At 58.9% G+C, this 21590-nt stretch carries 16 protein-coding genes; 7 read left to right on the top strand and 9 right to left on the bottom strand.

The annotated features are described in order from the left end of the window. Window positions 1–151 precede the first annotated feature (151 nt). From AAA069_RS01270 to AAA069_RS01255, 4 genes are all read right to left on the bottom strand, one after another. On the bottom strand, window positions 152–3406 hold the full coding sequence (locus tag AAA069_RS01270) for an ATP-binding cassette domain-containing protein (RefSeq protein WP_349127345.1): 3255 nt from the start codon (window positions 3404–3406) through the stop codon (window positions 152–154). A 253-nt stretch (window positions 3407–3659) separates the two neighbouring features. Next, entirely contained in the window at window positions 3660–4631 is a 972-nt protein-coding gene (locus tag AAA069_RS01265; RefSeq protein WP_196031519.1) for a TlpA disulfide reductase family protein, read from the bottom strand. 29 nt (window positions 4632–4660) lie between these two features. Beyond that, complete coding sequence (locus AAA069_RS01260; protein WP_196031521.1) at window positions 4661–5563, bottom strand: 4Fe-4S binding protein; 903 nt, start codon at window positions 5561–5563, stop codon at window positions 4661–4663. Next, the gene (locus AAA069_RS01255) at window positions 5556–5702 is read right to left on the bottom strand and encodes a CD1871A family CXXC motif-containing protein (protein WP_035136962.1); all 147 of its coding nucleotides are present in this window, start codon (window positions 5700–5702) and stop codon (window positions 5556–5558) included. The genes AAA069_RS01260 and AAA069_RS01255 overlap by 8 nt, the downstream gene beginning before the upstream one ends. Before the next feature lie 90 nt (window positions 5703–5792). Between AAA069_RS01255 and AAA069_RS01250 the strand changes: the two genes are divergently transcribed. From AAA069_RS01250 to AAA069_RS01240, 3 genes are all read left to right on the top strand, one after another. Next, window positions 5793–6467: a response regulator transcription factor gene (locus AAA069_RS01250; RefSeq protein ID WP_196031523.1), complete on the top strand. Its 675-nt coding sequence runs from the start codon at window positions 5793–5795 to the stop codon at window positions 6465–6467. Then, window positions 6464–7603, top strand: a complete 1140-nt coding sequence (locus tag AAA069_RS01245; protein ID WP_196031525.1) for an ATP-binding protein — start codon at window positions 6464–6466, stop codon at window positions 7601–7603. Before AAA069_RS01250 ends, AAA069_RS01245 begins: the two co-directional genes overlap by 4 nt. Window positions 7604–8308: 705 nt before the next feature. Continuing rightward, entirely contained in the window at window positions 8309–8758 is a 450-nt protein-coding gene (locus tag AAA069_RS01240) for a PH domain-containing protein (protein WP_161155268.1), read from the top strand. 169 nt (window positions 8759–8927) lie between these two features. Here AAA069_RS01240 and AAA069_RS01235 read toward each other — a convergent pair whose 3' ends face one another. From AAA069_RS01235 to AAA069_RS01220, 4 genes are all read right to left on the bottom strand, one after another. Beyond that, window positions 8928–9233, bottom strand: coding sequence for an ATP-binding cassette domain-containing protein (locus AAA069_RS01235; RefSeq protein WP_161155269.1), 306 nt, complete (start codon window positions 9231–9233; stop codon window positions 8928–8930). A 174-nt stretch (window positions 9234–9407) separates the two neighbouring features. Next, window positions 9408–9689: a hypothetical protein gene (locus tag AAA069_RS01230; RefSeq protein WP_161155314.1), complete on the bottom strand. Its 282-nt coding sequence runs from the start codon at window positions 9687–9689 to the stop codon at window positions 9408–9410. Window positions 9690–9704: 15 nt separating this feature from the next. After that, entirely contained in the window at window positions 9705–10343 is a 639-nt protein-coding gene (locus AAA069_RS01225) for a DUF1700 domain-containing protein (protein WP_343000931.1), read from the bottom strand. After that, window positions 10315–10635 (bottom strand): PadR family transcriptional regulator, encoded by a 321-nt coding sequence (locus AAA069_RS01220; protein ID WP_006234594.1) that lies wholly within the window; start codon window positions 10633–10635, stop codon window positions 10315–10317. The genes AAA069_RS01225 and AAA069_RS01220 overlap by 29 nt, the downstream gene beginning before the upstream one ends. A 340-nt stretch (window positions 10636–10975) precedes the next feature. Here AAA069_RS01220 and AAA069_RS01215 point away from each other — a divergent pair, with 340 nt between their 5' ends. Beyond that, window positions 10976–11980 (top strand): helix-turn-helix transcriptional regulator, encoded by a 1005-nt coding sequence (locus AAA069_RS01215; protein WP_230318628.1) that lies wholly within the window; start codon window positions 10976–10978, stop codon window positions 11978–11980. Window positions 11981–12135: 155 nt separating this feature from the next. Further along, window positions 12136–16503 (top strand): hypothetical protein, encoded by a 4368-nt coding sequence (locus AAA069_RS01210; protein ID WP_196031527.1) that lies wholly within the window; start codon window positions 12136–12138, stop codon window positions 16501–16503. A gap of 110 nt (window positions 16504–16613) precedes the next feature. Here AAA069_RS01210 and AAA069_RS01205 read toward each other — a convergent pair whose 3' ends face one another. Beyond that, the gene (locus tag AAA069_RS01205) at window positions 16614–17621 is read right to left on the bottom strand and encodes a hypothetical protein (protein WP_196031528.1); all 1008 of its coding nucleotides are present in this window, start codon (window positions 17619–17621) and stop codon (window positions 16614–16616) included. 414 nt (window positions 17622–18035) lie between these two features. Here AAA069_RS01205 and AAA069_RS01200 point away from each other — a divergent pair, with 414 nt between their 5' ends. Both AAA069_RS01200 and AAA069_RS01195 read left to right on the top strand, forming a co-directional pair. Continuing rightward, window positions 18036–19418: an ATP-binding protein gene (locus AAA069_RS01200; RefSeq protein WP_349127344.1), complete on the top strand. Its 1383-nt coding sequence runs from the start codon at window positions 18036–18038 to the stop codon at window positions 19416–19418. Between the two features lie 157 nt (window positions 19419–19575). After that, on the top strand, window positions 19576–21573 hold the full coding sequence (locus tag AAA069_RS01195) for a toprim domain-containing protein (RefSeq protein ID WP_117820832.1): 1998 nt from the start codon (window positions 19576–19578) through the stop codon (window positions 21571–21573). The last annotated feature ends 17 nt before the right edge of the window (window positions 21574–21590 follow it).

The following is a 21590-nucleotide window of genomic DNA, read 5'->3' as shown; positions in this document are numbered from 1 at the left end:
ACATCCTATATGCCTACCGATAGGTATATAAACCAGAGGACTCTTCGTCAAGCATTAAGCGGGGAGAGGGAGTTCTTAACCTGCCGAACGGTAATTAGACCCCGTTTTCGCAAGGGTCTCAATGTGACAAAGGGACTGCCCCTTTGTCACATTATTCGGAGCGCAGAGCTTCCACGGGGTCTTTTTTGGATGCGCTTCGGGCCGGCAGCAGACCGGCAACGACCGTCAGCAGCACCGAAATTGCGATGAGCACCAGCGCATCCTGCACGGGCAGGCTCATCAGGTTGGGGACCTGTTTGGCCGCAAGCGCCCAGGCATTAACCGGGAAGCTCACGAGTACCACAACGACAATAGCAAAGACGCCGGCAATGAGGCCCTCGATAAAGGTCTCGGCATTGAATACGTTGGCCACGTTGCGCTTTGACGCGCCGATCGCGCGCAGGATGCCGATCTCCTTTTTGCGCTCCAACACGCTGATGTAGGTGATGATGCCGATCATGATGGAGCTCACTACCAGGCTGATACTCACGAATGCGATGAGCACCAAACTGATGGTGTTCACGATGTCGGTCACCGAACCCATGATGATGCCCATGTAGTCGGTGTACGAGATTGCCTGTTCGTCGTGGCCGGCGGCTTTGACCTGCTTGTTGTACGCATCGATATGGTCGAGTACGCGCTCCTTTGCCTCAAAGTCACGCGGGAAAATCTTGACCGAGATGGGGTCGGCCTCATCCGCATAGCCCAACGTGGTCAGATTGTTGTCGTAGGTGAGCTTCGACGCCTTGGCGTAACTCATCATGAGCGAGCTCAGGTCCTCGGCGTCCATGTTGAAGTGAAAGGCATTGGCAAAGGCGCTCGCATCCACGTGCATCGCGCTCGCCAGGCTGGCGAAACTCGAAGACATCTGCGTCGCCATCTGGTCCATGAGCCCTGCCGCGCCCGCCTTGAGCTGGGACGATACCGTCGACGCTACCTGCTCGCTGATTGCCTTCATCACCTGATCCATAGCCTGCTGCAGATACGGAGCCAGCTGCTTTTGCACATAGTCGGTCATCGCCTGTTGCAGGCGCTCGGCCAGGGCATCGCCGCCGAGCGCTTTGAGCTGGGCCAGGATTTGCTGGGCTGCCGTATCACTCTCAAGATACGCCGAGAACGCGGCGGCAAGCTTTGACGTGTCCTTAAGATCTTCGGGTGTCAGCGCCCTAAACTGATCAGACTGCAAAAAGCCCTCAAACAGCTGGTTGGCAAGCATTCCCACCTGCTGCATTTGCTCGGGCGTAAGTTCCAGACCGTCAAAGATACCCGAGAAATCTGGGGCTGGCGCTTTGGCCATGATGTCGCTGAAGTCGATGTCCTTACCAACGCCCGAAAGGTCAATGTCCAGCCCGGACAAGTCAAGACCAGACAGGTCCATACCGCTGGCCGCACCCGAGAGCGCAGACGCATCGAACGAGAACGCGCTCTTCAGCGCTGCCTCGTCCACACTGAATATGCTACCAAGATCCACGCCTTGCTTGGCCTCGCCTTGCAGCTCATCGAAAGACTTGCCCGTAAAGACATCCGTCTCGGGGCGGGCGAGTTGCTCCTGCACAATCTGCGAATCGGCGGCGCGTTCCATAAGCTGGCGAGTCAGCGCATGCGTATAGGCAATGCCCGGGGTCAATGCGCTCGCGTTGGCCGTCTCGTTAGGTCGCACCACGCCCACAATGCGCACGTCAATACCGTCGGCAACCTTGGCCGTCATAAAGTCGGCATCGTCAGACATGTCAGTCCACATGCCAGTCTCTTCGTTTTTGCGATACGCATCAGCCGGCGACAGCACCTTAAACGTGGTAGACAGCGCATCGTCGTAGGTAAAGTCGGTGCCGGTCTCGGGCGTTTCGACCCCACCGTCAGCCGTCATAGCGCTGTTTACCAGATCGTTGAGCTCATCGATGTCCAGCGCACCGATGCTATAGAGCGTGTAGTCGCCCACCGTACCGCGGCTCGAAAGCACCATCACGGCTTCGTTGGCTGACGTGGGCCAATGACCGGCGACGACATCGTACTGGCTGTCGAGCAGGCTCTGGTCGTCAATCATCTCGTTAAAGACCGAGGTTCCCATGGATTCCATGCTCACCGTTGCCGCCGAGCTCGCGCCTCCGCTCATTGCCTCGGTCATAGCGTTGGGAACAAGCCGGACGGGCTTCTCATCGCCCTTGCCGGCACGATAGACAACCGGCGATACACCGTAGCCGTACTGAATGGCGTTGACCTCTTTATCGATGCCGTCGCCACCGGCATCGAGCCATGCCTTAAAGCTTGTCATGTCGTTAGACTTAACGCTTGCGAACATATCCTTTACGGCCGTGACCACAGGGATCCTATCGGTCCCCTGAGCCTTGCCGTCGGTGCCGTCGTCGGACGAACCCTCGTTCTTGGACGTATCGTCATCCGTGGCCCTCTGTCCGCCCATCATGGACGACAGGTCGTAATCCTGTTTGGAAATGGTGAGCGGGTAGCTCGAGAGCGTATCCTCCTCGACCTTTTTGATGTAGCCGTTTACGCCGTTGGACAGCGCCAGAATCGCCGCGATACCGATAATGCCAATCGAGCCCGCAAAGGCAGTCATGGCCGTACGGCCCTTTTTGGTCATAAGGTTTCGGGCAGAAAGCCCCAGCGCCGTCACAAAGCTCATCGAGGTTTTGCGCGTAGGCTTGGCCTCGCGGCGCGTGACGTCAGCGACATCGAAAGGATCGGAATCGTCGGTGATCTTGCCATCCGCCAGGTTGACGATGCGCGTGGCATATTGGTACGCCAGCTCGGGATTATGCGTGACCATGATGACCAGGCGGTCGCGCGCCACGTCCTTAAGCAAGTCCATGACCTGTACGGATGTCGTTGAATCCAAGGCGCCGGTCGGCTCGTCTGCCAGCACAATCTCGGGGTCGTTGATCAGGGCGCGGGCAATGGCCACGCGCTGCATCTGCCCGCCCGACAGCTGACTCGGACGCTTGTTAACGTGCTCGCCCAGGCCGACTTTCTCCAACGCCTCGCGCGCACGCTGGCGGCGCTCGGCATGCCCCACGCCCGTGAGCGTGAGCGCCAGCTCCACGTTTTCCAAAATGGTCTGATGTGGAATGAGGTTATAGCTCTGGAACACAAAGCCGATGCGGTTGTTGCGATAGGCATCCCAATCGCGATCGCGAAAGTCCTTGGTTGAAATGCCATCGATGAGCAGGTCGCCGGAATCGAAATGATCAAGCCCACCGATAACGTTGAGCATCGTGGTTTTACCCGACCCCGAAGGTCCCAGAATGGCCACGAACTCGTTATCGCGAAAAGACAGGCTCACGTTATCGAGCGCCACCTGCGTAAACGACTGCGTGACGTACCTTTTGCAAATACCTTTGAGCTCCAGCATGGACGGCAACCTCTCCTGCGCAGGCACCCTGCCCGCTCTCCCCCGCCGTTCGTATTCGACGCGTTTGTCCTACTCTATCCCCATTTTTTGCCGGCGCCAGTGAGGAATGTAACGAACCGCGCCAAAAAACGAACGGGACGGTGCTCAAAAGAAGAGGTCCCGAGCGGGACCTCTATATGGTGGAGCTTATCTTGAAAGGTAGCGGACTACTTCGCACAGCGACACACGATCCTCGCTATGCTTTACGCGTTTTTTACTGCTCGCTATTCGCAATCGCCTGGTCGATAAGTTTGTTGAGTGCTGCGCGCTGCTCGGCGGAGCTGATGGCTCCCACGATTGGATCCCCTACGATGTTGCCGTTCTGATCGATGACATACGTTGTCGGGAACGAGAACAAATTTGACGTGAACTTACCGGCCTCGCTATCTGACTTGAACCAGATGTTCTTATATGTCACGCCCTTCTTGCTCAGCACGTCCTTGGCATCTGTAATCTCGCCCTTGTTGCCATCGAGCGTAAAGGAATTGACGCCCACGACCTGGCCGCCCTTCTTGGCAAGCTCCTTATTCAGGTCCTCAAGGTCGCCCAACTCACCCACGCACGGCTTGCACGTGGTGAACCAGAAGTTCATGACGGTGACCTTGTTCTTAGCGAACAGCTCGTCGCTGCTCACGTCGTTGCCATCCAGGTCTTTGCCCGTAAAGCTGGGGAACTTCGTCGCCTCGCTCGAAGCATTGGCACCAGCCGTCATGCCAGCGGCCGAAGCGTCGACGCTCTCGCCTTCGCTCGGTGTGCTTCCACAGCCGGGGAACTCCTTCTCCAAGCTCTCGAGCTTGTCCTCGATCTCCTTGATCTGCTGCGCACCGGCCTTGAGCGTCTTGAGCTCATCCGCCGTGAACTCATCCTTGGCGCCGTCGATGGTCTTGAGCAGGAAATCGCCGTAATTGCTGCCGTCCTCAATCATTACCGAGTCTTTATTTGCCGCATTGAATACCTTTTCCCACAGCGCGTTATCACTCGAAAGGATATCGTTCTCCTTTTTCATGAGCTTCGCATACAGCTCGGCGGCCTCATCGGCATTGGTCGGCTTCTGCGCAGTGAGTTCTGCGATCTTAGGATCGGAGCTCGCAGATTCGCTCGCATTGCCACTGGGCGCCGAACACGCCACAAGGCACAAAGCCAATACTGGCACCATAAACAGGGCCGCAATCTTAGAAAGCTTCATGGTCATTCCTCCGTTTTGTCGAAGCTTGTTTACTTTTTATCGGCGGTCAAGGGGAGCTTTTCCGCCGACACATCCAGGCCATAGCGATAGCTGATGGCGTCGACGGGACAGGCCCCGATGCACTTTCCGCACCGGATACATTCGGCATGATTGGGCGCGCGGACCACATCAACGTCCATCTGACAAACCTTTGAGCACTTGCCGCACGAGACACATTTGCATGCGTCAACCCGAATCCCCAGTAGGGACACCCTATTCATGAGCGCATAGAATGCGCCGAGTGGACAAATCCATTTGCAGAAGGGGCGGTAGAACAAAACGCTCAGCACTACCACGGCAATGAGAACGGCAAGTTTCCAAGTAAAGAGATGTCCCAGCGCAGATCGAATTCCGGCATTGGCAGCCGCCAGCGGAATGGCGCCCTCGAGCACACCCTGGGGACAGATGTACTTGCAAAAGAACGGATCTCCCATCCCCAGATCGTTGACCACCAGCACAGGCAGCAATACCACGGCAAATAGCAGTACAACGTATTTGATATACGTAAGCGTCTTGACCCTTTTCGTCGAAAACTTTTTGCTGGGAATCTTATGAAGCAGCTCCTGCAGCCAGCCAAACGGACACAGAAAGCCGCATACAAAGCGTCCCAGCAGCACGCCGAGCAAAATGAGCGTACCGGTGACGTAGTAAGAAAAGTTGAACTTGGATGAACCTACCACCGACTGAAACGACCCGATGGGGCACGCACCCGATGCCGCGGGGCACGAATAGCAGTTAAGTCCAGGTACGCAGACTGTTTTTCCCGCGCCCTGATAGATGCCGCCTTTGGCAAAGTTTGGCAGGTGAATGTTGGTGACCAGCGTCGCCGCCGCCTGAATGAATCCGCGAAATCGGGCCAAAACATGCGACGCAGTGTTTTCTCTTTTATCCAATTCCGATACACTCCAAGCACAGCCTAATCGCTTTGGCCAGCACGGCATCCGCCTCGCCACGCATAACACCAAAGCACACCATGGTAATTCCGACGATCAACAAAGCGACCTGTACCACGGGTTTTACCGCTTTGAACAACCCAACCACTCCTTTCGTTACGCGACCATTGGACCATATCGACTATAAAATCCGTGTTAAGCGCGATTTGGAATGTGCAAGGAGACTGTTATGCGTATTTTGATCGTCGAAGACGAGCGAGCACTGTGCGATGCAATCGCGCGCAGCTTGCGAAACTTGGCGTACAGCGTCGACTGCTGTCACGATGGACGGGAGGCGCTCGACCTGCTGGGCGTCGAAGTCTTTGACCTCGTGGTGCTCGACCTCAACCTTCCCCGTATCGATGGCATGACCGTGCTCAGGGAACTTAGGAAAACCGACTGCGAGACCAAGGTGCTGATTCTGTCCGCACGTGGCGAAGTATCCGATAAAGTCGACGGACTCGATGCCGGCGCCAACGATTACCTCACCAAGCCGTTTCATCTGGACGAACTTGCGGCAAGGATCCGCAGCCTTACCCTCAGGCGCTTCGCACAAAGCGACATAGTATTAACCTGCGGAAAGCTCCGCTTTGACACCAAGGCGCGCATCGCTTCCGTGGACAGTGAGGCTTTATCTCTTACGCGCAAGGAAACGGGAATCTTGGAATACCTGATGCTTAATCAGGGGCGTCCGGTAAGTCAAGAGGAGCTTATCGAGCACGTTTGGGATAGCAGCGTGAACAGCTTTAGCAACGCAACCCGCGTTCACATCTCGTCACTCCGCAAAAAGCTACGCAGCGCTTTGGGATACGACCCGATTCGCAATCGGATTGGAGAGGGCTACGTTATGGAGGATGGCGAATGAAAAGGCTTTCGCTGCAATGGCGCATAACGATTATGACGGCACTGCTGACGTGTGCGGCGTGCGTGCTGACGAACTGCCTGGTCGGCTATACGGGCATGCGCTACATGGATGCCATCGGCAGCAACATCTCGGCCTTTAACGCAACCGGCGAAGATTCGCCCCAGGCGTTCGACCCAACGAAAGCGACCCCCGATGACAAGGTCACGATCGTCGTAAACGACGCACAGGAGTCTTTTGGCACGACAACCTGGTACATCACGGCTGGAGTCACACTCCTTGGCGGCGTGCTGGCATACTTTGTGAGCGGCCGTGCACTCAAACCGCTACGGGCTTTTGCAGCCCAGGTTGAGCGTGTGCAGCCTGACAACCTAAGCGAAATCCGACTCAGTGAAGATGTACCCACCGAGCTACAGCGATGCAGCGTCTCATTCAACGACATGATCGCCCGGCTTGGTGAAGGGTTCTCTGCACAGCGTCAGTTTACCGGCAACGCCGCACACGAGCTGCGCACCCCGCTTGCCCTTATGCAAGCACAGATTGAACTATTCATCTCCGAGCACTCCGGTTTGCAACCCGAAACAGCCGAGTTGCTTAGCCTGCTACAAGAACAAACCGAGCGCATGTCTCGAATGACCAAGGTATTGCTCGAGATGAGTGAGCTCCGCAGCGTTCCTTGCGAGGACGGTGTTGAACTTGGTCCCTTGTCCGAAGAGGTCCTCACCGACCTTGCGCCACTTGCCGAAAATAAGGGCATAGCCCTCAATTGTGCTGGAGACGCTTTAGTAATCGGGAGCGACACGCTCCTCTATCGGCTGGTGTTTAACCTGGCCGAAAACGCCATCCGTTACAGCCGCTCCGGCTCGACTGTCAACGTCTCCATCAGCGACAGCGACAGCCACGTGCTCCTGCGAGTCGAGGACCAGGGCCCGGGAATACCCAAGCAGTACCGTGAGAGCATCTTCCAACCGTTCTTTCGTCTAGACAAATCCCGCAGCAGGGCATACGGCGGCGCAGGGCTCGGGTTAGCGCTCGTTTGGGAGATTGCAGCGCTTCACGGTGGCGCTGTAGAGGTCGAAACAAGTTCCGAAAACGGAACCGTGATGCTCGTGACCCTCTCAAAGGGGGCCACCACGTGATCCGACTGTCCAGGGGTTCCACTCGGCATTGTGAAACGCGTCCCAAAACTTGGATATGAGGAATGGGAGGCAGTTCGCATCTATGCCGAGGACGAAGTCCTGGCGGGGATTCAGGATGCGCAGAGGAAGCTTACGGCAGAAAACCCCGACAGAGTCGTGACCGTCGGCGGCAACCGCATGGTGTCGCTTGCCCTCTTCGATTACCTGCACGGGAAATACGAGAACGTTGGAATCGTCTGGATCTATGCGCATCCGGATGTATCCACGCTGAATGATGGCTACCCCAACGCTCACGCCATGGTACTTGGCAGCCTTTTGGGAGAAAGTCATCCTGGTCTTCGGCGGCGAATAACGCGAATGTCCGCAGGCAGACTCCAACCTGTGCGCGGAGAAGCTGGGCGACGCAAACAAGATTCCTCGATTCGAGCATGGAGATAAATCCGTCTATCAGTCTCATCGCATACTCAGAGGAGGATGCCAGATATAGATCCCATTGGGTAAAGTCGCCGTTCATAAAGGGAATCACTGCATTGCGCTCGGCGACTCTCAAGGCACTCAGGCTTTGTTCTATTTTCTCAGCTTCTTGTTTGAACTGTTCGCTATCCAAAATGCCCCCAAATGCCGGCTTCTCAACAAATCAGAAAAAGCATTGGCTATACTGATGCGGACAGTTCCGGGAGGGGTGCAAGAGACGGAAGGGCCGTAATGGGTGAGAAGGGCGAGCGGCCGGAGCGGGTGTTCCCCGGCAGGACAGACCCGTGGTTCATAGCGGCCATGGTGATTGTGGCGGGCGGTTTATCCGCGGCGTGTATCGCGTGTTTCCTGAGCTCGAGTCCCGCGCTCCTATGGGGCTGGCTCGCGCTGCTGCCCATCCCGGCCCTCGTGGCCCTGGCTGCCCTTCCCGTCCGCAGCAATCGCCTCGAGCTCTACGGCGACCGCCTCGTCGTCGTGTACGCTGGGACGCGTTCGGTGATACCCTACGCCCACGTGCGGGGCGTCCGGCGCACCAGGACGCTCTGGGCGGGGACGGCCAACTCGCTCGACCGCGTCTACATCGAGGCGCCCTACGACGGCGACGCCATCGTCTCGGTCAGAGACAACGACGCCCTCGTGGCGGAGCTGGGGCGCAGGTGCGGCCTTGGGCCCGGCGCCTGACGCCCCGAAAGGAAGAGAGGATGGACGTCCCGCACTGGCCCTACTGGAGGAAGTATTCCCTCGGCGGCACACAGGTCTGGTACGCGGACTGGGGCGACTGCCCCTTCGACACTGGTCTACATGAGCCCAGTTGAGTTCAGGAACGCAGGGCTGTCCCTGTAAAAAATGTTTAAGCAACCGTTGCAAATCCATTCTCCCGCGCAGAGAGCCCCGGGTAGGCCGAGCTCGCGTCGGGCATGTAGCCCATACGCCTCCGGGCGGCGGCAAGCCCGCGCCCGCCGCGCTCGCCGAACAGCTCAACCGAGCCCGAGCTGGGGCTGGCGGTGCCAGTGACGATACAGATGAGCGTTGACTTCCCGGCGCCGTTTTCGCCGATGAGCCCGTAGACGCGCCCCGCCTCGAGGGCGAGGTCGATGGGGCCGAGGACGGTCCTCCCGCGGTACGCCTTCGTGACCCCGTGAAGGCGGAGGGGCATGGCTGTCGTCATTGCGTTCCTTTCTCCTCGGATGGATTTTGGGTATGCGTCATGGGCCCCCGCGCGGGACGGGGAGCGAATCGACGCAGGCTCGAGGCCGGTTGGGTTGGGGTTGAGGTCCGGGTTCCACAGGCTTGCACAGCCCGACGGACGGGGCGTCCGGGCACGCTATGCTTAGGGAGCGGTGGGCGCCTCCGGGGCAGCAGGGGACTCGGACGCGGTGATGCCGGAGGTGTCGACCTCGCCGATTCCGGCGAGCTGCTCGATGAGGGGGAGGCCCGTCGGGTCGTCCACCTCGACGCCGCCGAGCACGATGGTGCTGTCGCGCGTGTCGATTTGGGTTGTGAACACGGCCGGGTCGAAACCCGAAGCGATAAAGCCAATGCCCGCGAGGACAACACCCGCGGCAACGAGCCCGCCCGCCACGGCGAGGTAGATCTTCTTCGCGCTGGTCATGGTACTCACTCCTTTCTACGCCGCGAGATGCGCGGCAGCGCCGCCCTTCTCGCCCTTACCCTTCCAGAAGGGCGAGGCGGCCTTCCTCGCCCAGAGCGCCGAGAGGCGCGCAATTTGTTTTGAGGCGGCCCAAGCGCCAGCACCAACGAAGAGCGCCACGCCGACGAGGCCGAGCCCCACGCCCGCCGAGGCGAGGGCGTACGGGAAGTGGCCGATGGTGACGCCGCTTACGGCAAGCAGGAGCTCAACTACGCCCACGCCCCCGAGTGCCGCCGCGACGATCCACACGCAGAGCGCCAGCACCCAGATGCAGATATAGACCGTGACGGCCACGGCGGCGAAGGCGGCGAGCAGCGGCACCCACACCGGGGAGCCCACGATGGTCAGCACCCACAGCAGCGCGGTGCTGCGCCGGCGCGTCCTCGCGATCGCGCGCGGCACGGCGGGCAGGTCGTCGAGCGTGGCCTCGGCAACCTCGCCGGGGGCGCCCATGGCGGCCACGGCCTCCTCCTCGCTCATACCGTCCTCCATGCGGTCGGCGATGGCCTCCGCATAGAACGCCTTGGTCTCCTCCACCTGCTCGGCCGGCAGGCAGGCGAGCAGCTCGCCCAACCGGCCCAGAAACTCATCGCGCGTCATGGTGCGCCCCCTCAACGTATGCGTAAATCTCCCGTACGGACGGCCACTCGGCCAGGAACTCCTCGATGCGCGCACGCCCATCGTCCGTGATGCGGTAGTACCGGCGCAGCCGCCCGTTGTGCTCGGCAGAGCGCGCCGTGATGCACCCGGCCTTCTCCAGGCGCTTGAGCAGCGGGTAGAGCGTCGACTCCGTGAGCCCCATGCTCGCCGGCACGTCCTTCACGATCTGGTAGCCGTAGGACTCCTCGCCGGAGACGGCCGCGAGCACGCAGGCCTCCAGGAAGCCGCGCTTCATCTGGGCCTCCATCCGCACACCTCCTCTCGTCATATACTATGCTATACACACTATACGATGCAAGGTATTAGACGTCAACTCTCATCGCGAAGATTCTCCGGCCCCTGCGCGCTGCGAACGTGATGTCGCGGGGCGGTTGGCATTATGTATGAAACGTCAAGTAACGCTCTTTTGATCCACTTCCACTCGGCCCCATATGCCTTGTACAACGCCCCCTTCGACCTCGGGTTCAAGAGAGCCGCTAGTCTTCCTTTATACGTTCGGCATAATCGTCGGCGATACCCACAAATTCCAGTCCCGAGCAACAGGAGTACAATTGCTGCTATTGTTGCCAGCTGTTGGGAGATGGAAGATGGACTGCGATGGCTACCCATGCGTTCCCATGCCGTTGATGTGCACCGCCTTTGTGCCGGGGCAGATTGACGCTGCGGTTGCAGGCATTTCCGACCCCGATTCGCGCGCCATTGCCACAGCAGAAGCGCTGTACTTTCGCGGGCAGGCCACCCTCGCTGCCAAGACGGCGCGCCCCTATCTTGACGCCACCGATCCCGCACTGCGCTATTCCGCATGCTTTATCTGCGGATACGCCAGCCTGTCGCTCAACCGTATCGCCGACGCCCGCCGGTGCCTTGCTGGCATCCTCGATACGCCGGCCGACGAGGAATCATCCGCTATCCACGCCACGCATATCCTGTTCGCCTCGGCCGCAAGCGTCCTGCTGCACTTGCCTTCCCCGTATTCTGCCGAAGAGTTTTATCCACTTGCGGCGCATCTGCCCGAAGGCCTGCGCCTGTTCGCCAGCTACGTGATGGCGCACGCCTTGTATCTGCGCGGCGAATACGGCCGCAGCCTGGGCATGGCGGAAAACGCCCTGATCATGAAACAGGGAAGCTATCCGATCTCGGAACTGTTCCTGCACCTGGCAGCCTCCATGGCATGCATGAGCCTCAAGGACATCGACGCCGCAAAGGCACACTTCGGAGCCGCTTGGGGCATTGCGCGCCCCGACGGCCTTATCGAGCTCATTGGCGAGCACCACGGCCTTTTACAGGGGCTCATCGAGGCGTGCCTAAAAACGCAATACCCAGACGACTTCGCGCGCATCATCGAGATCACGTACCGCTTCAGCTACGGCTGGCGGCGCATCCACAACCCTGATTCGGGCGAGGACGTGGCCGACGATCTAACGACCACGGAATTCACCATGGCCATGCTCGCCTGTCGTGGGTGGACCAACGCCGAAATCGCACGCCATATGGGAGTATCGCCGGGCACCGTCAAAAACCGCCTATCCGGCGTATACGCAAAGCTTGGTATCGGCACACGCGCCGAGCTGGTCGCGCATATGTTGCGTTAACAACCGGGCTGCCAAGCGCATCGAACGCGTTCCGGAACCCGGCGCTTCGCTCGATCAATTTGGACATTTCGACCCTTGAACGGCACTACCACCACGGGGCACCTTCTCGCAAAATTGGATTATTTCCACCGATATCTGCGGGATGGGAGCCCAAAATGCTTGATCGCCGTTCGCTACTCGTTGCCGGAGCGTCCTCACTGGCGAGCATTATGTTGCCGCGCGCGCCGGGAAGCGCAAACGCCTTCATATTGCCGTTCGCGCCCACCGAAGCCTATGCCGACGAAAAAGACCCCTTCAGGGTGCTCGTTCTCTCGCGCACCATGTTCGGTGTGGTCGTGGTCGACGTCGCCAACAAGAATACGCCCATCACGGGTGCCCAGGTCACGCTCACATCGCGCTATGCCGCAGGCAAGCAGCTCACCGCCACGACCGATGACGAAGGCACGGCCATCTTTGAGGTCGCGCCGCTTTCGGAAGGCTACGTGGACGAGGCAACGCTTCTCGACGCGTACGACTTTAACGGCGGCATCTCCATTAGCGTGGCGGGCTACCGTGATGTCGAGATTCCCCTTGCGCGTATCCAGGGCGGCACCGCCATAACCGCGCCCACGCGTCCGCTTTCCGACGGCGAGCCGTACTTTCGCCAGCTCACATTCGACGAATGGGACATCCAGTACGCCGACGCCACGTTTATGGCACTGCCGAAGGACGACGCCGGAAACGACCAACCCGACACGCACGCCTTTACCGTGCAGGCACATCTGCCACAGGGTGGACAGGCAACGCTGCACATCAACAAGGTAATGCCCGCTGCGGGTAGCTCGCCCGAAACCGTCACGCAGATTGGCCAAGTCAAGGCCAGTGCATCGGGTTCGGACAATCTGGCAACGTTCACACTCGAAGACAAGTTTCTTGACGCGGCATCGGTCCTTCTGGAAGAAGGATGCAAGCTGCGCTTTGTCCTCGACTATCAGGGCAAAACCTACACGCTCTCCTCCCCCATGGCCGTTGTCACCGCACCGGCCGCAAAGGCGGAATCCGGATCGACCACTATCGTCCCCACTACCATGGACCAAGAGATCACTCCGTTTGATTTCCCAGCGGCGTTTCCCGGCATCGGCGGCAACAAGTTCACCTGCTGGATGCCCTCGTTCCCCATTCTGTTCGATTTCTCGTTTGCCGGATACGTGCTGTTTGGCGGAGGATACAAACCAGCCAGCTATATGAACGATTCGGGCAACCCTGATCCGGAATACTGGAAGAAATCGCCGCGCGAATCGGGCGCCAAGCAGGCAAACCGCTACCTCGACGAGATGGAGGGGAAGTGGAATCAGTACAAGAGTATGAGTGCCGGTTCGGGCACCGATCCAAGAAACACTAAGCTCCTTCGCCACCATTGCACGCCGCTGTTCACGATGGATATCGCCACACAGCTGTATGGCTCGCTCGCCTACGATTGGGTGGGCAAAACCTGGGGCAACAACAACGATCCCGCATACGGCAATATTAAGGCTCTCTTCCAGGTAAGAACCGACCTCAATTGGACCGAGCAGTTCACCTTGGGACCGGTGCCCTTTTTCCTAAACGTCAACCCCTGGGTGCTGGCGAAGCTGGCGCTCGCCGTGGGTGCCCACACGCACGGCAGCGGCGCGGCGTTTTTCAAGAACATTTCGCTCGACTATTCCAACACGTCGGGCTCGTTCACCATCCAGATCGGGCTTGCCGTCACCTTTGGCGCCGGCGTTGCAGGCGTCGCCTCGTCTGCCGTGCGCGGCGCCGCATCCCTCACGTTGTTCATTGGGTACGAGAAGGCGGATGGACACCAGCTTCCGCGACTGCGCGTAGGTGCAGACGTCGATGTCGATGTGATACTCCAGTTCGTAATGTTCAAGTGGACCACCAAAGCTTGGTCGGGATCGTGGCCCACACTCCTCGATTCGTGGAATATGTCGGTGAACAACGGCGACCAGTATGTACTCCAGTGCTCTGAGCTTGCATTGGGTGGGGATACGCCTTATACGCTGGATGCCTGCTTCGGCTCGGCCGGCAACGCCGAGGCAGGTGGTGTGCCGCAGTTTATCGCATCGGCCACCATCGTCACCAACGCCGAGCTGCTCGCACGCGCCGAGGTTAATGCCACTGCCGCAAACGTTGCGCCTGTCGTGCGCGATTGGGATCAAGCGGTCACGCGCATTGAGCTCGAGGCGGATGCAGAGAGCGACGACACGGGACAGGTCGAGCATTTCGTCCACGCACTGATAGAGAACGACGAAAACGCCGCGCCGATGTATGAGTATACCTACATCGTTCAGGCGACGAACGCCGTTGCGGACCCCAACGCCAATTCTGCCGGCGTGTCGGAGGACGAGCGTGGCGGCATAAAACCCTCGAGCGACAACGTGCTGTTTACTGGCGTGCTCAGCGAAGCTCACATGAAGCTGGCAATGATCGCCGGCGTAGAATGCCTGTTCCGTATCGCCTCGGTGCGCTACGGCGACAATGGCCGCTCGCGCCTGGTGGTGCACACAAAGGCAAACGGCACGTGGTCCGCTCCCACGCCCGTGGACTTCCCCCTTGGCTTTGGCGAGGGCGACGTGGAGCGCGACGGCCTATTCGATTACGACTTCGACGTAGTGGAATATACGGACGGAAGAGAAAACCAGGACGCTTACGTGCTGCTGGTCTCGGGCGAGCGCCCCGACGGCGACAACACCTTTTTCGATGCGGCGAGCACATCCGGCATACTGTCCGTTGTGCGCCTGCGCATAAGTAATAGCGAAGTTCGCGTGATATCGCACACGTCGTGGCGCAGCATCTCGCGCGGGCGCCTGCAGGAGGACGGTTACCATTGCCTGCAGTGCCCGCGTATCACAGCGGGTAAGACGCTGGTCGACGGCCGCCTGTCGGGCGCCTATCTCCATCGCCGCGGAGCCACCTCAGAAAAGGCGCTGGGCAATGAGGCAGAGGTTGCGCTGGAGTGCTTCACCCTGTGGTCGGACGTTTCGGGCGATAGCCTGACGTTCCGCCAAGTTCTCCGCTTTCCGCAGGCACCGTCGAGTATCGAGCTGGGCGCGCCCGAGAATATCAACGGCAAAATGGTGGTGCCCGTTGCGTACGAGACCGCAGACGGTTGTGGCTGTGCATCGTACGCCGTGATCGGCCAATCCATCGCGGGTTGGGGCGTTATGTCGCCAGATGCCGCAGTACCCCACGCGGTGCCGTGGCCGCAGCACACGGGCTTTTTGGCTACCGTCAACGAGCGACTGCAGCATATTACTTGGACGCGAGGCGCATCGGCATTTGCAACGCAGCCCGTGGGTGCCGCAGGCTGTGGCCCGGCATCGTTTAGCGTAAGCAACAACGGCAGGTGCGTGCTCTATGTAGAGAACACCGACGGCAAGGTGGGACAGACCTACGACGAAGAAGGCAACCCGGTAGCAGTGATGGGCAAGCACTTCCGCATCTTCGCCAGCACCTTGGCAGGCGATCTGTTCACGGAACCGTTCGTGATGTGCGAGCTGGACCATCCCGTCGATCAGATAACGACATTTTTGACGTCGGGAGGCATGCTCTCCGCGCTCGCCACGCACATTGTGAGCGCGGAGAAGAGCGAGGCAGAGCTGCACGGCATCGAAGTGCCCCTGGTGGCGTGTGCCACTCCGACGGGCGCGGTCGCTACCTCGGGTGCGGTGGTGCCCGGAGCAGCAGGCGAATCCTTTATGGTCACGGTGCGAAACGACGGCAACACCTTGCTGACCGCCGGCACGATCGATCTGTACCGAGAGGGCTCCAGCCAGCCGTTCTCCAGCGCATCCATCGGGTTCGGAGCGAATGCACGCATGGCATCAATCTACGATCCGGAGCTCGCCGAGGATGCTTCGGCCAACGACATGGCACGCGTGAAGTACGCGCTCGAGACGCTGGGCGCACGTTTTGCGACGCACCCGCTGGTTGCCGACAATGGCAACGCCGTGCTGGCACCAGGCTGCACGGCACAGTTCCGCATGAGCTTCGCCATCCCCGAGAGTTGGAGCGACGAAGTGGGCAAACGCGTAACGCTGTATGCGAAAGCGCGTGATCTGGTGGCGCTCGATCCCGTAACGCTCGAGGAAATTCGACCAGGCGCAAACTCGGCGCTGGGTGCCGTACTGCACGAGCTTCATGTGCCCGACGCGACATGCGAACGCTCAGAAGTTCAGGTCGGCGTATGCGACAGCGCGGATACGACAGGACTTCACGACGCCCCGATGACGGTCGACGGCGATGGCGGCACGAGTGGAGGTGGCTCCGGCGGAAGCAGCTCCGGAGGCGGCAGTGGATCTGGCAGCGGCAAGAATCACGGCAATAAAAAGCGCTCCGGAAAAGCGGGCGCGCTTGCGGGCACGGGCGATGTCAACGCTCCCCTTACGGCAGCCGCCGCAGCACTCGCCGCGGCAGGCGCCGGCCTCGTCGCCTACAGCGCCCGCCGCACGGCGCTCGAAACCGACACCGCCAATGAGGCCAATTCGGATGAGCCTCGCTAGCTCCTAGTTACTTTTGTGAGAGACGCCGACTCGGCTTATCGAGCACCAAAAAGGGCTGGCCCCGATAACTCGGAGCCAGCCCTGAGTCGCCTGACATGGGAATCACAGCGTTACTTGAGCTTCAGCGCCTCCATCATGGGCACGGCGGCGTCCCAATCGATCTTCCAGCCAATCGACACGCGGACGGTTTCACCCGTTGCGGGAGCCGTCGCAAACAGCGTATGGCCGTTGTCGGGACCGGTAAAGCGCAGCCACGTTATGCCGTTGTACTCGACCTGGTCGGTTGTTGTCTCCTTGCCTTCGTAGACCTGCTCTAGGCTTGCAACCTCTTCCTCCGGCGAGCGCGGGAAAATGCTAATGTTCAGGCGTCCTCCAGTCTCGTCGTGGAAGAAGTTTGCCTTTTCGCGCTCTTCGTCGGACGAATCCAGCGTGTACCCATCGGCGGCCTCGATGCTGTACGATGCGCAGTCGATGCCCGTTAAATCTGCCTTCTCGCCAGAATCGGCCACGCCGCCGGCCGCCTTGAACTCCTTGGTCTCGCAGTCCGTGGTGTCAAAGTGCATGGCCTCATGATTCTTGGCAGGGGCGTAAGCGTCTACGAACTCGACAGTGATGGGCCCGTAGTACGCCGTCTTGGGCGCCCAGAAGTAAACATACTCAACGGTCTCGCCCGGACCGATATCTGGCCTCTCGGAAAGGTCAATTCCCTTGTGCAGATCATCGGGAGCTTCGCTTGCGACGTAGTCGAGCACAGCCGCCTTGCCGGAAGTAAACAACGGGTCGCCTGCCTCAAGATCGCCCTGAGCAGCATGCACGTTAAAGGAACTGAACGTCCTGTTCTTTGTGTTGTTGTTGGTAATCTTGATGTGCAGGTAAAAGCCGTCCTGCTGCTTGGCATCACCGCGATAGAACGTACCGTGAGCCACCGACTCATAGGTAATGCCTGCCACCTCGACCGTCTGCGACTCATAGGCCTTGGGCTTTTCCTGCACAGGCGCGCTGCCGCCCGAACCGCCAGGCGAGCCGCTCGGAGCACTACCGCCACAGCCGGCCACTGTACACGCCAGCACGGCCGAAAGCGTCACGGTGGGAATTCCTAACAGCAGTTTCTTTGTCATGGGCCTCATCATTCTCACCGCTCCTTTCGGCTTGCAGCTCATCCATTGCCCAAGGCCTTCGTCGTCCCGTGGCATCGGCTTCCACTATGAGCGTATGACGAAACACGGCGCCGGCGAAGTGACCCGTGGCCCAAATAACGACCCACCAGCGTTCCTTATGGGCCAAAAGAACTCGCACATGCACGCCCCCGGCCCATAAAACGAGACGTCTGTCCCAATGTTCGATTCGATCCAACAATCCGCACGACACGTTTTCGACAACGTATCCAACCGCAAACGCAGCAAGACGCATTCGGCCGCCTTCAAATTTACTCGGGCAGAACCGACTCGGTTTTGTCCGAGTAAACTCGAGCATAAACTGATCCATGCGATACAATTAACTCGGACAAAACCGAGTCGGAAGGAACCGAGTAAGTGGAATTTATTGGCAGGGAGCGTGAGCTCGCCCGTATTAAGAAAACGCTCAAAGCACCCGAGCAGCGCAATGTTCTCATTTACGGCAGGCGTCGCGTCGGAAAAAGTGAGCTCATCAAGCAGGCGCTAACCGATTTGTCGGACGTCGCAACGGTCTATTACGAGTGCCGCCAAACCTCCGAGGCAGACAACCTCGAGAGTCTGTCCGTCCTTGTTGCTGAAGCGCTGAGCTTTCCTCCGCTCGCCTTCACAGGCATCCGCGAGCTCATCGAATTTCTGTTTGCCCAAGCTAAAGACAAGAACATTACCCTCGTTCTCGACGAATACCCCTACTTGAGAGATGCGGTTAAAGGCTTAGACAGCATTCTTCAGACCTCAATCGACGCCCACAGGGAAGACTCACGTTTAAACATTGTCCTGTGCGGCTCCTACGTTGAGATTATGAAATCCCTCATCGAGCATGAAAGCCCCCTCTACGGGCGAATTGATCTCACGCTTGAGCTTAAGCCCATGGATTACTTTGACGCTGCGAAGTTCTATCCCGCGTTCTCGCCCGAGGACAAGGTGCGGCTCTATAGCGTTTTTGGCGGTATCCCCTTTTACAATCGCCTCATCGAGCAATCCCAAAGCGTACGCGACAACATCATCGAGCTCGTCACGGAACCTGGCGCCCGCTTAGAAAGCGAGGTGCCGTCCTATCTCAACGCCGAGATCTCGAAGATGACCAACGCCAACGAAGTTTTCGGGGCTCTCGCACAAGGCTACTCCCGTTGGGGGGACGTGCTGGCACAGTCGCACGTCTCGAGCGGTCCGGCCATGGCAGACGTGCTCGACAAGCTCATGTCACTCGAAATCGTCCAAAAGCGTGCACCCATCAACGACCCTACGAACAAGCGCAAGTCTGGCTACTTTGTAGTGGATCCGCTTTCGCTATTTTACTATCGCTATGTTTTCCGCAATGCCTCAGCGCGTCAGCTGCTCGACCCGGAAGTCTTCTATGATCGTCACGTCTTCCAAGACTTCGAGGAAAACTACGTTCCTCATATGTTCGAGGAGATCTGCCGTCAATACCTCGTGCGGCAGAACAGGACCGGCAAGATCGAACCGGCTTTCGACGCCATAGGCAAGTACTGGTACGACGACCCCGCAAACAAAACGAGCGGCGAATTCGATGTGGTAACGCAAGACCCCGAGGGCTACGCATTCTACGAAGCAAAGTTCCGCAAATCCCCCATCACGCAAAAAATGGTCGACGAGGAAATCGCCCAAGTCGAGGCAACGGGACTCAAGTGCCATCGCTATGGATTCTTCTCCCGTTCGGGCTTCGAAGCTGGCGAAAGCGATCGAACCGTCTTCATCGACCTGCCGCAGATGTTTGGATAGGACAGGACAGGTCCCTCCCGCATTCCAAGCATTCATTATCTAATCGAACGATTGTTCGATGGATTTCGTGTTGGTTGGAATCGTCTGTGGGCTGGGCTATGCTACCTTGACTATCTATATGACTAAAACGCAGCAAAGGAGCACCGAGAGAGCGAGTATGGCAAAAAACACCGCAAACTATGGTAACGACAGTATCCGCCAGCTCAAGGACGAGGAGCGCGTACGCCTGCGCCCCGCCGTCATCTTTGGCTCGGACGGACTCGACGGCTGCGCGCATGCCGCCTTCGAGATCCTGTCCAACGCCGTTGACGAGGCGCGCCAGGGCTACGGCAAGCTCATCACCCTTACCGCCTTTCGCGATGGTTCCATTCAGGTAGAGGACAACGGCCGCGGCTGCCCGCTCGACTGGAACCCCTCCGAGAAGCGCTTTAACTGGGAACTCGTCTTTTGCGAGCTCTACGCCGGCGGCAAATACAACAATAACCAGGGCGGCGACTACGACTTCTCGCTCGGCACCAACGGCCTGGGCTCATGCGCAACCCAGTACGCCTCCGAATACATGGACGTCACGGTTTGGCGCGACGGCAACAAGTACTCCCTGCACTTTAAGAAGGGCAAGGTCGTCGGTGCCAAAAAGAAGGCACTCGAGATTGAGCCCAGCGACGAGGATCGCACCGGCACCACCATTAAGTGGCGTCCCGATCTTGAGGTCTTTACCTCCATCAGCATTCCCCACGATTGGTATCGCGAGACAATGCGCCGCCAGGCCGTGGTCAACGCCAACGTGACCTTCCGCCTGCGTATCGAGGGCGACGATGGCGAGTTTTCCGAAGAGGATTTTTGCTATCCCAAGGGCATCGAGGACTACGTGCTCGAGAAGGTCGGTACCGACTACCTCACCGAGCCCTTCTTTATCGAGGCCGACCGTCGCGGTCGCGATCGCGAGGACCTGCCCGACTACAACGTGAAGATTACCGCGTGCATGTGCTTCTCGCGCACCTTCATGATGCAGGAGTACTACCACAACTCATCGTGGCTCGAGAACGGCGGTTCGCCCGAGAAGGCCGCCCGCAGCGCTCTGACCAGTGCCATCGATGCTTACATTAAGCAACAGGGCAAGTACAACAAAAACGAGAGCGGCATTAAGTGGCAGGATGTCCAGGACTGTCTGGTGCTGGTGACCAACTGCTTCTCCACCCAGACGTCCTATGAAAACCAGACCAAGAAGGCCATCAATAACCGCTTTATCCAGCAGGCCATGACGGCATTCTTTAAGGAGCGCCTCTCGACCTACCTAATCGAGAACAAAGACGCTGCCAACAAGATCATGGAGCAGGTGCTCATCAACAAGCGTTCGCGCGAGAACGCCGAGAAGACGCGTCAGAGCATCAAGACCAACCTACAGCAGAAGACCGACATGGCCAACCGCGTGCAGAAGTTCATCGACTGCCGCTCCAAGGACAAGAGCCGCCGCGAGATCTACATCGTAGAGGGCGACTCGGCAGCAGGCGCCATTCGCACCTCGCGCGATGCCGAGTTCCAGGGCGTTATGCCCGTCCGCGGCAAGATCCTCAACTGCCTGAAGGAAGACTATCCGCGCATCTTTAAGTCCGACATCATCATGGATCTCATGCGCGTGCTGGGCTGCGGCGTGGAAATCAAGGACAAGCGCATCAAGAACCTCGGTGCCTTTGACCTGGATAACCTCAACTGGAACAAGGTCATCATCTGTACGGACGCCGACGTCGACGGTTATCACATCCGCACGCTCGTGCTCACCATGCTTTACCGCCTGGTGCCCACGCTTATCGACGAGGGCTACGTGTATATCGCCGAGTCACCGCTCTACGAGATCAACTGCAAAGAGAAGACCTACTTTGCCTACACCGAGCTCGAGAAGAACGGCATCCTCAAGGAGATTGGCGATCAGAAGTGCTCCATCAACCGCTCCAAGGGTCTTGGTGAGAACGACCCGGACATGATGTGGCTCACCACCATGAACCCCGAGACGCGCCGCCTGATCAAAGTGGAGCCCGAGGACGTCACCAAGATGGAAACCATGTTCAATCTGTTGCTGGGCAACGACGAGGCGGGCCGCAAGCGCCATATCTCGGAGCACGGCAAGGAATACCTGGACCAGCTGGACCTGCAGTAACAGCAAATCGATAACGA

It is taken from the genome of Collinsella sp. CLA-SR-H006, assembly GCF_040097075.1.
Classification (GTDB): Bacteria; Actinomycetota; Coriobacteriia; order Coriobacteriales; family Coriobacteriaceae; genus Collinsella.
This window is presented reverse-complemented; position numbering and strand designations above follow the sequence as displayed.

Excerpts from the sequence above, each read along its gene's own strand:
- AAA069_RS01270 (WP_349127345.1), bottom strand. The coding sequence starts at position 3,406 with ATGCTGGAGCTCAAAGGTATTTGCAAAAGGTACGTCACGCAGTCGTTT.
- AAA069_RS01265 (WP_196031519.1), bottom strand. The coding sequence starts at position 4,631 with ATGAAGCTTTCTAAGATTGCGGCCCTGTTTATGGTGCCAGTATTGGCT.
- AAA069_RS01250 (WP_196031523.1), top strand. The coding sequence starts at position 5,793 with ATGCGTATTTTGATCGTCGAAGACGAGCGAGCACTGTGCGATGCAATC.
- AAA069_RS01245 (WP_196031525.1), top strand. The coding sequence starts at position 6,464 with ATGAAAAGGCTTTCGCTGCAATGGCGCATAACGATTATGACGGCACTG.
- AAA069_RS01240 (WP_161155268.1), top strand. The coding sequence starts at position 8,309 with ATGGGTGAGAAGGGCGAGCGGCCGGAGCGGGTGTTCCCCGGCAGGACA.
- AAA069_RS01235 (WP_161155269.1), bottom strand. The coding sequence starts at position 9,233 with ATGCCCCTCCGCCTTCACGGGGTCACGAAGGCGTACCGCGGGAGGACC.
- AAA069_RS01230 (WP_161155314.1), bottom strand. The coding sequence starts at position 9,689 with ATGACCAGCGCGAAGAAGATCTACCTCGCCGTGGCGGGCGGGCTCGTT.
- AAA069_RS01220 (WP_006234594.1), bottom strand. The coding sequence starts at position 10,635 with ATGGAGGCCCAGATGAAGCGCGGCTTCCTGGAGGCCTGCGTGCTCGCG.
- AAA069_RS01215 (WP_230318628.1), top strand. The coding sequence starts at position 10,976 with ATGGACTGCGATGGCTACCCATGCGTTCCCATGCCGTTGATGTGCACC.
- AAA069_RS01210 (WP_196031527.1), top strand. The coding sequence starts at position 12,136 with ATGCTTGATCGCCGTTCGCTACTCGTTGCCGGAGCGTCCTCACTGGCG.
- AAA069_RS01205 (WP_196031528.1), bottom strand. The coding sequence starts at position 17,621 with ATGACAAAGAAACTGCTGTTAGGAATTCCCACCGTGACGCTTTCGGCC.
- AAA069_RS01195 (WP_117820832.1), top strand. The coding sequence starts at position 19,576 with ATGGCAAAAAACACCGCAAACTATGGTAACGACAGTATCCGCCAGCTC.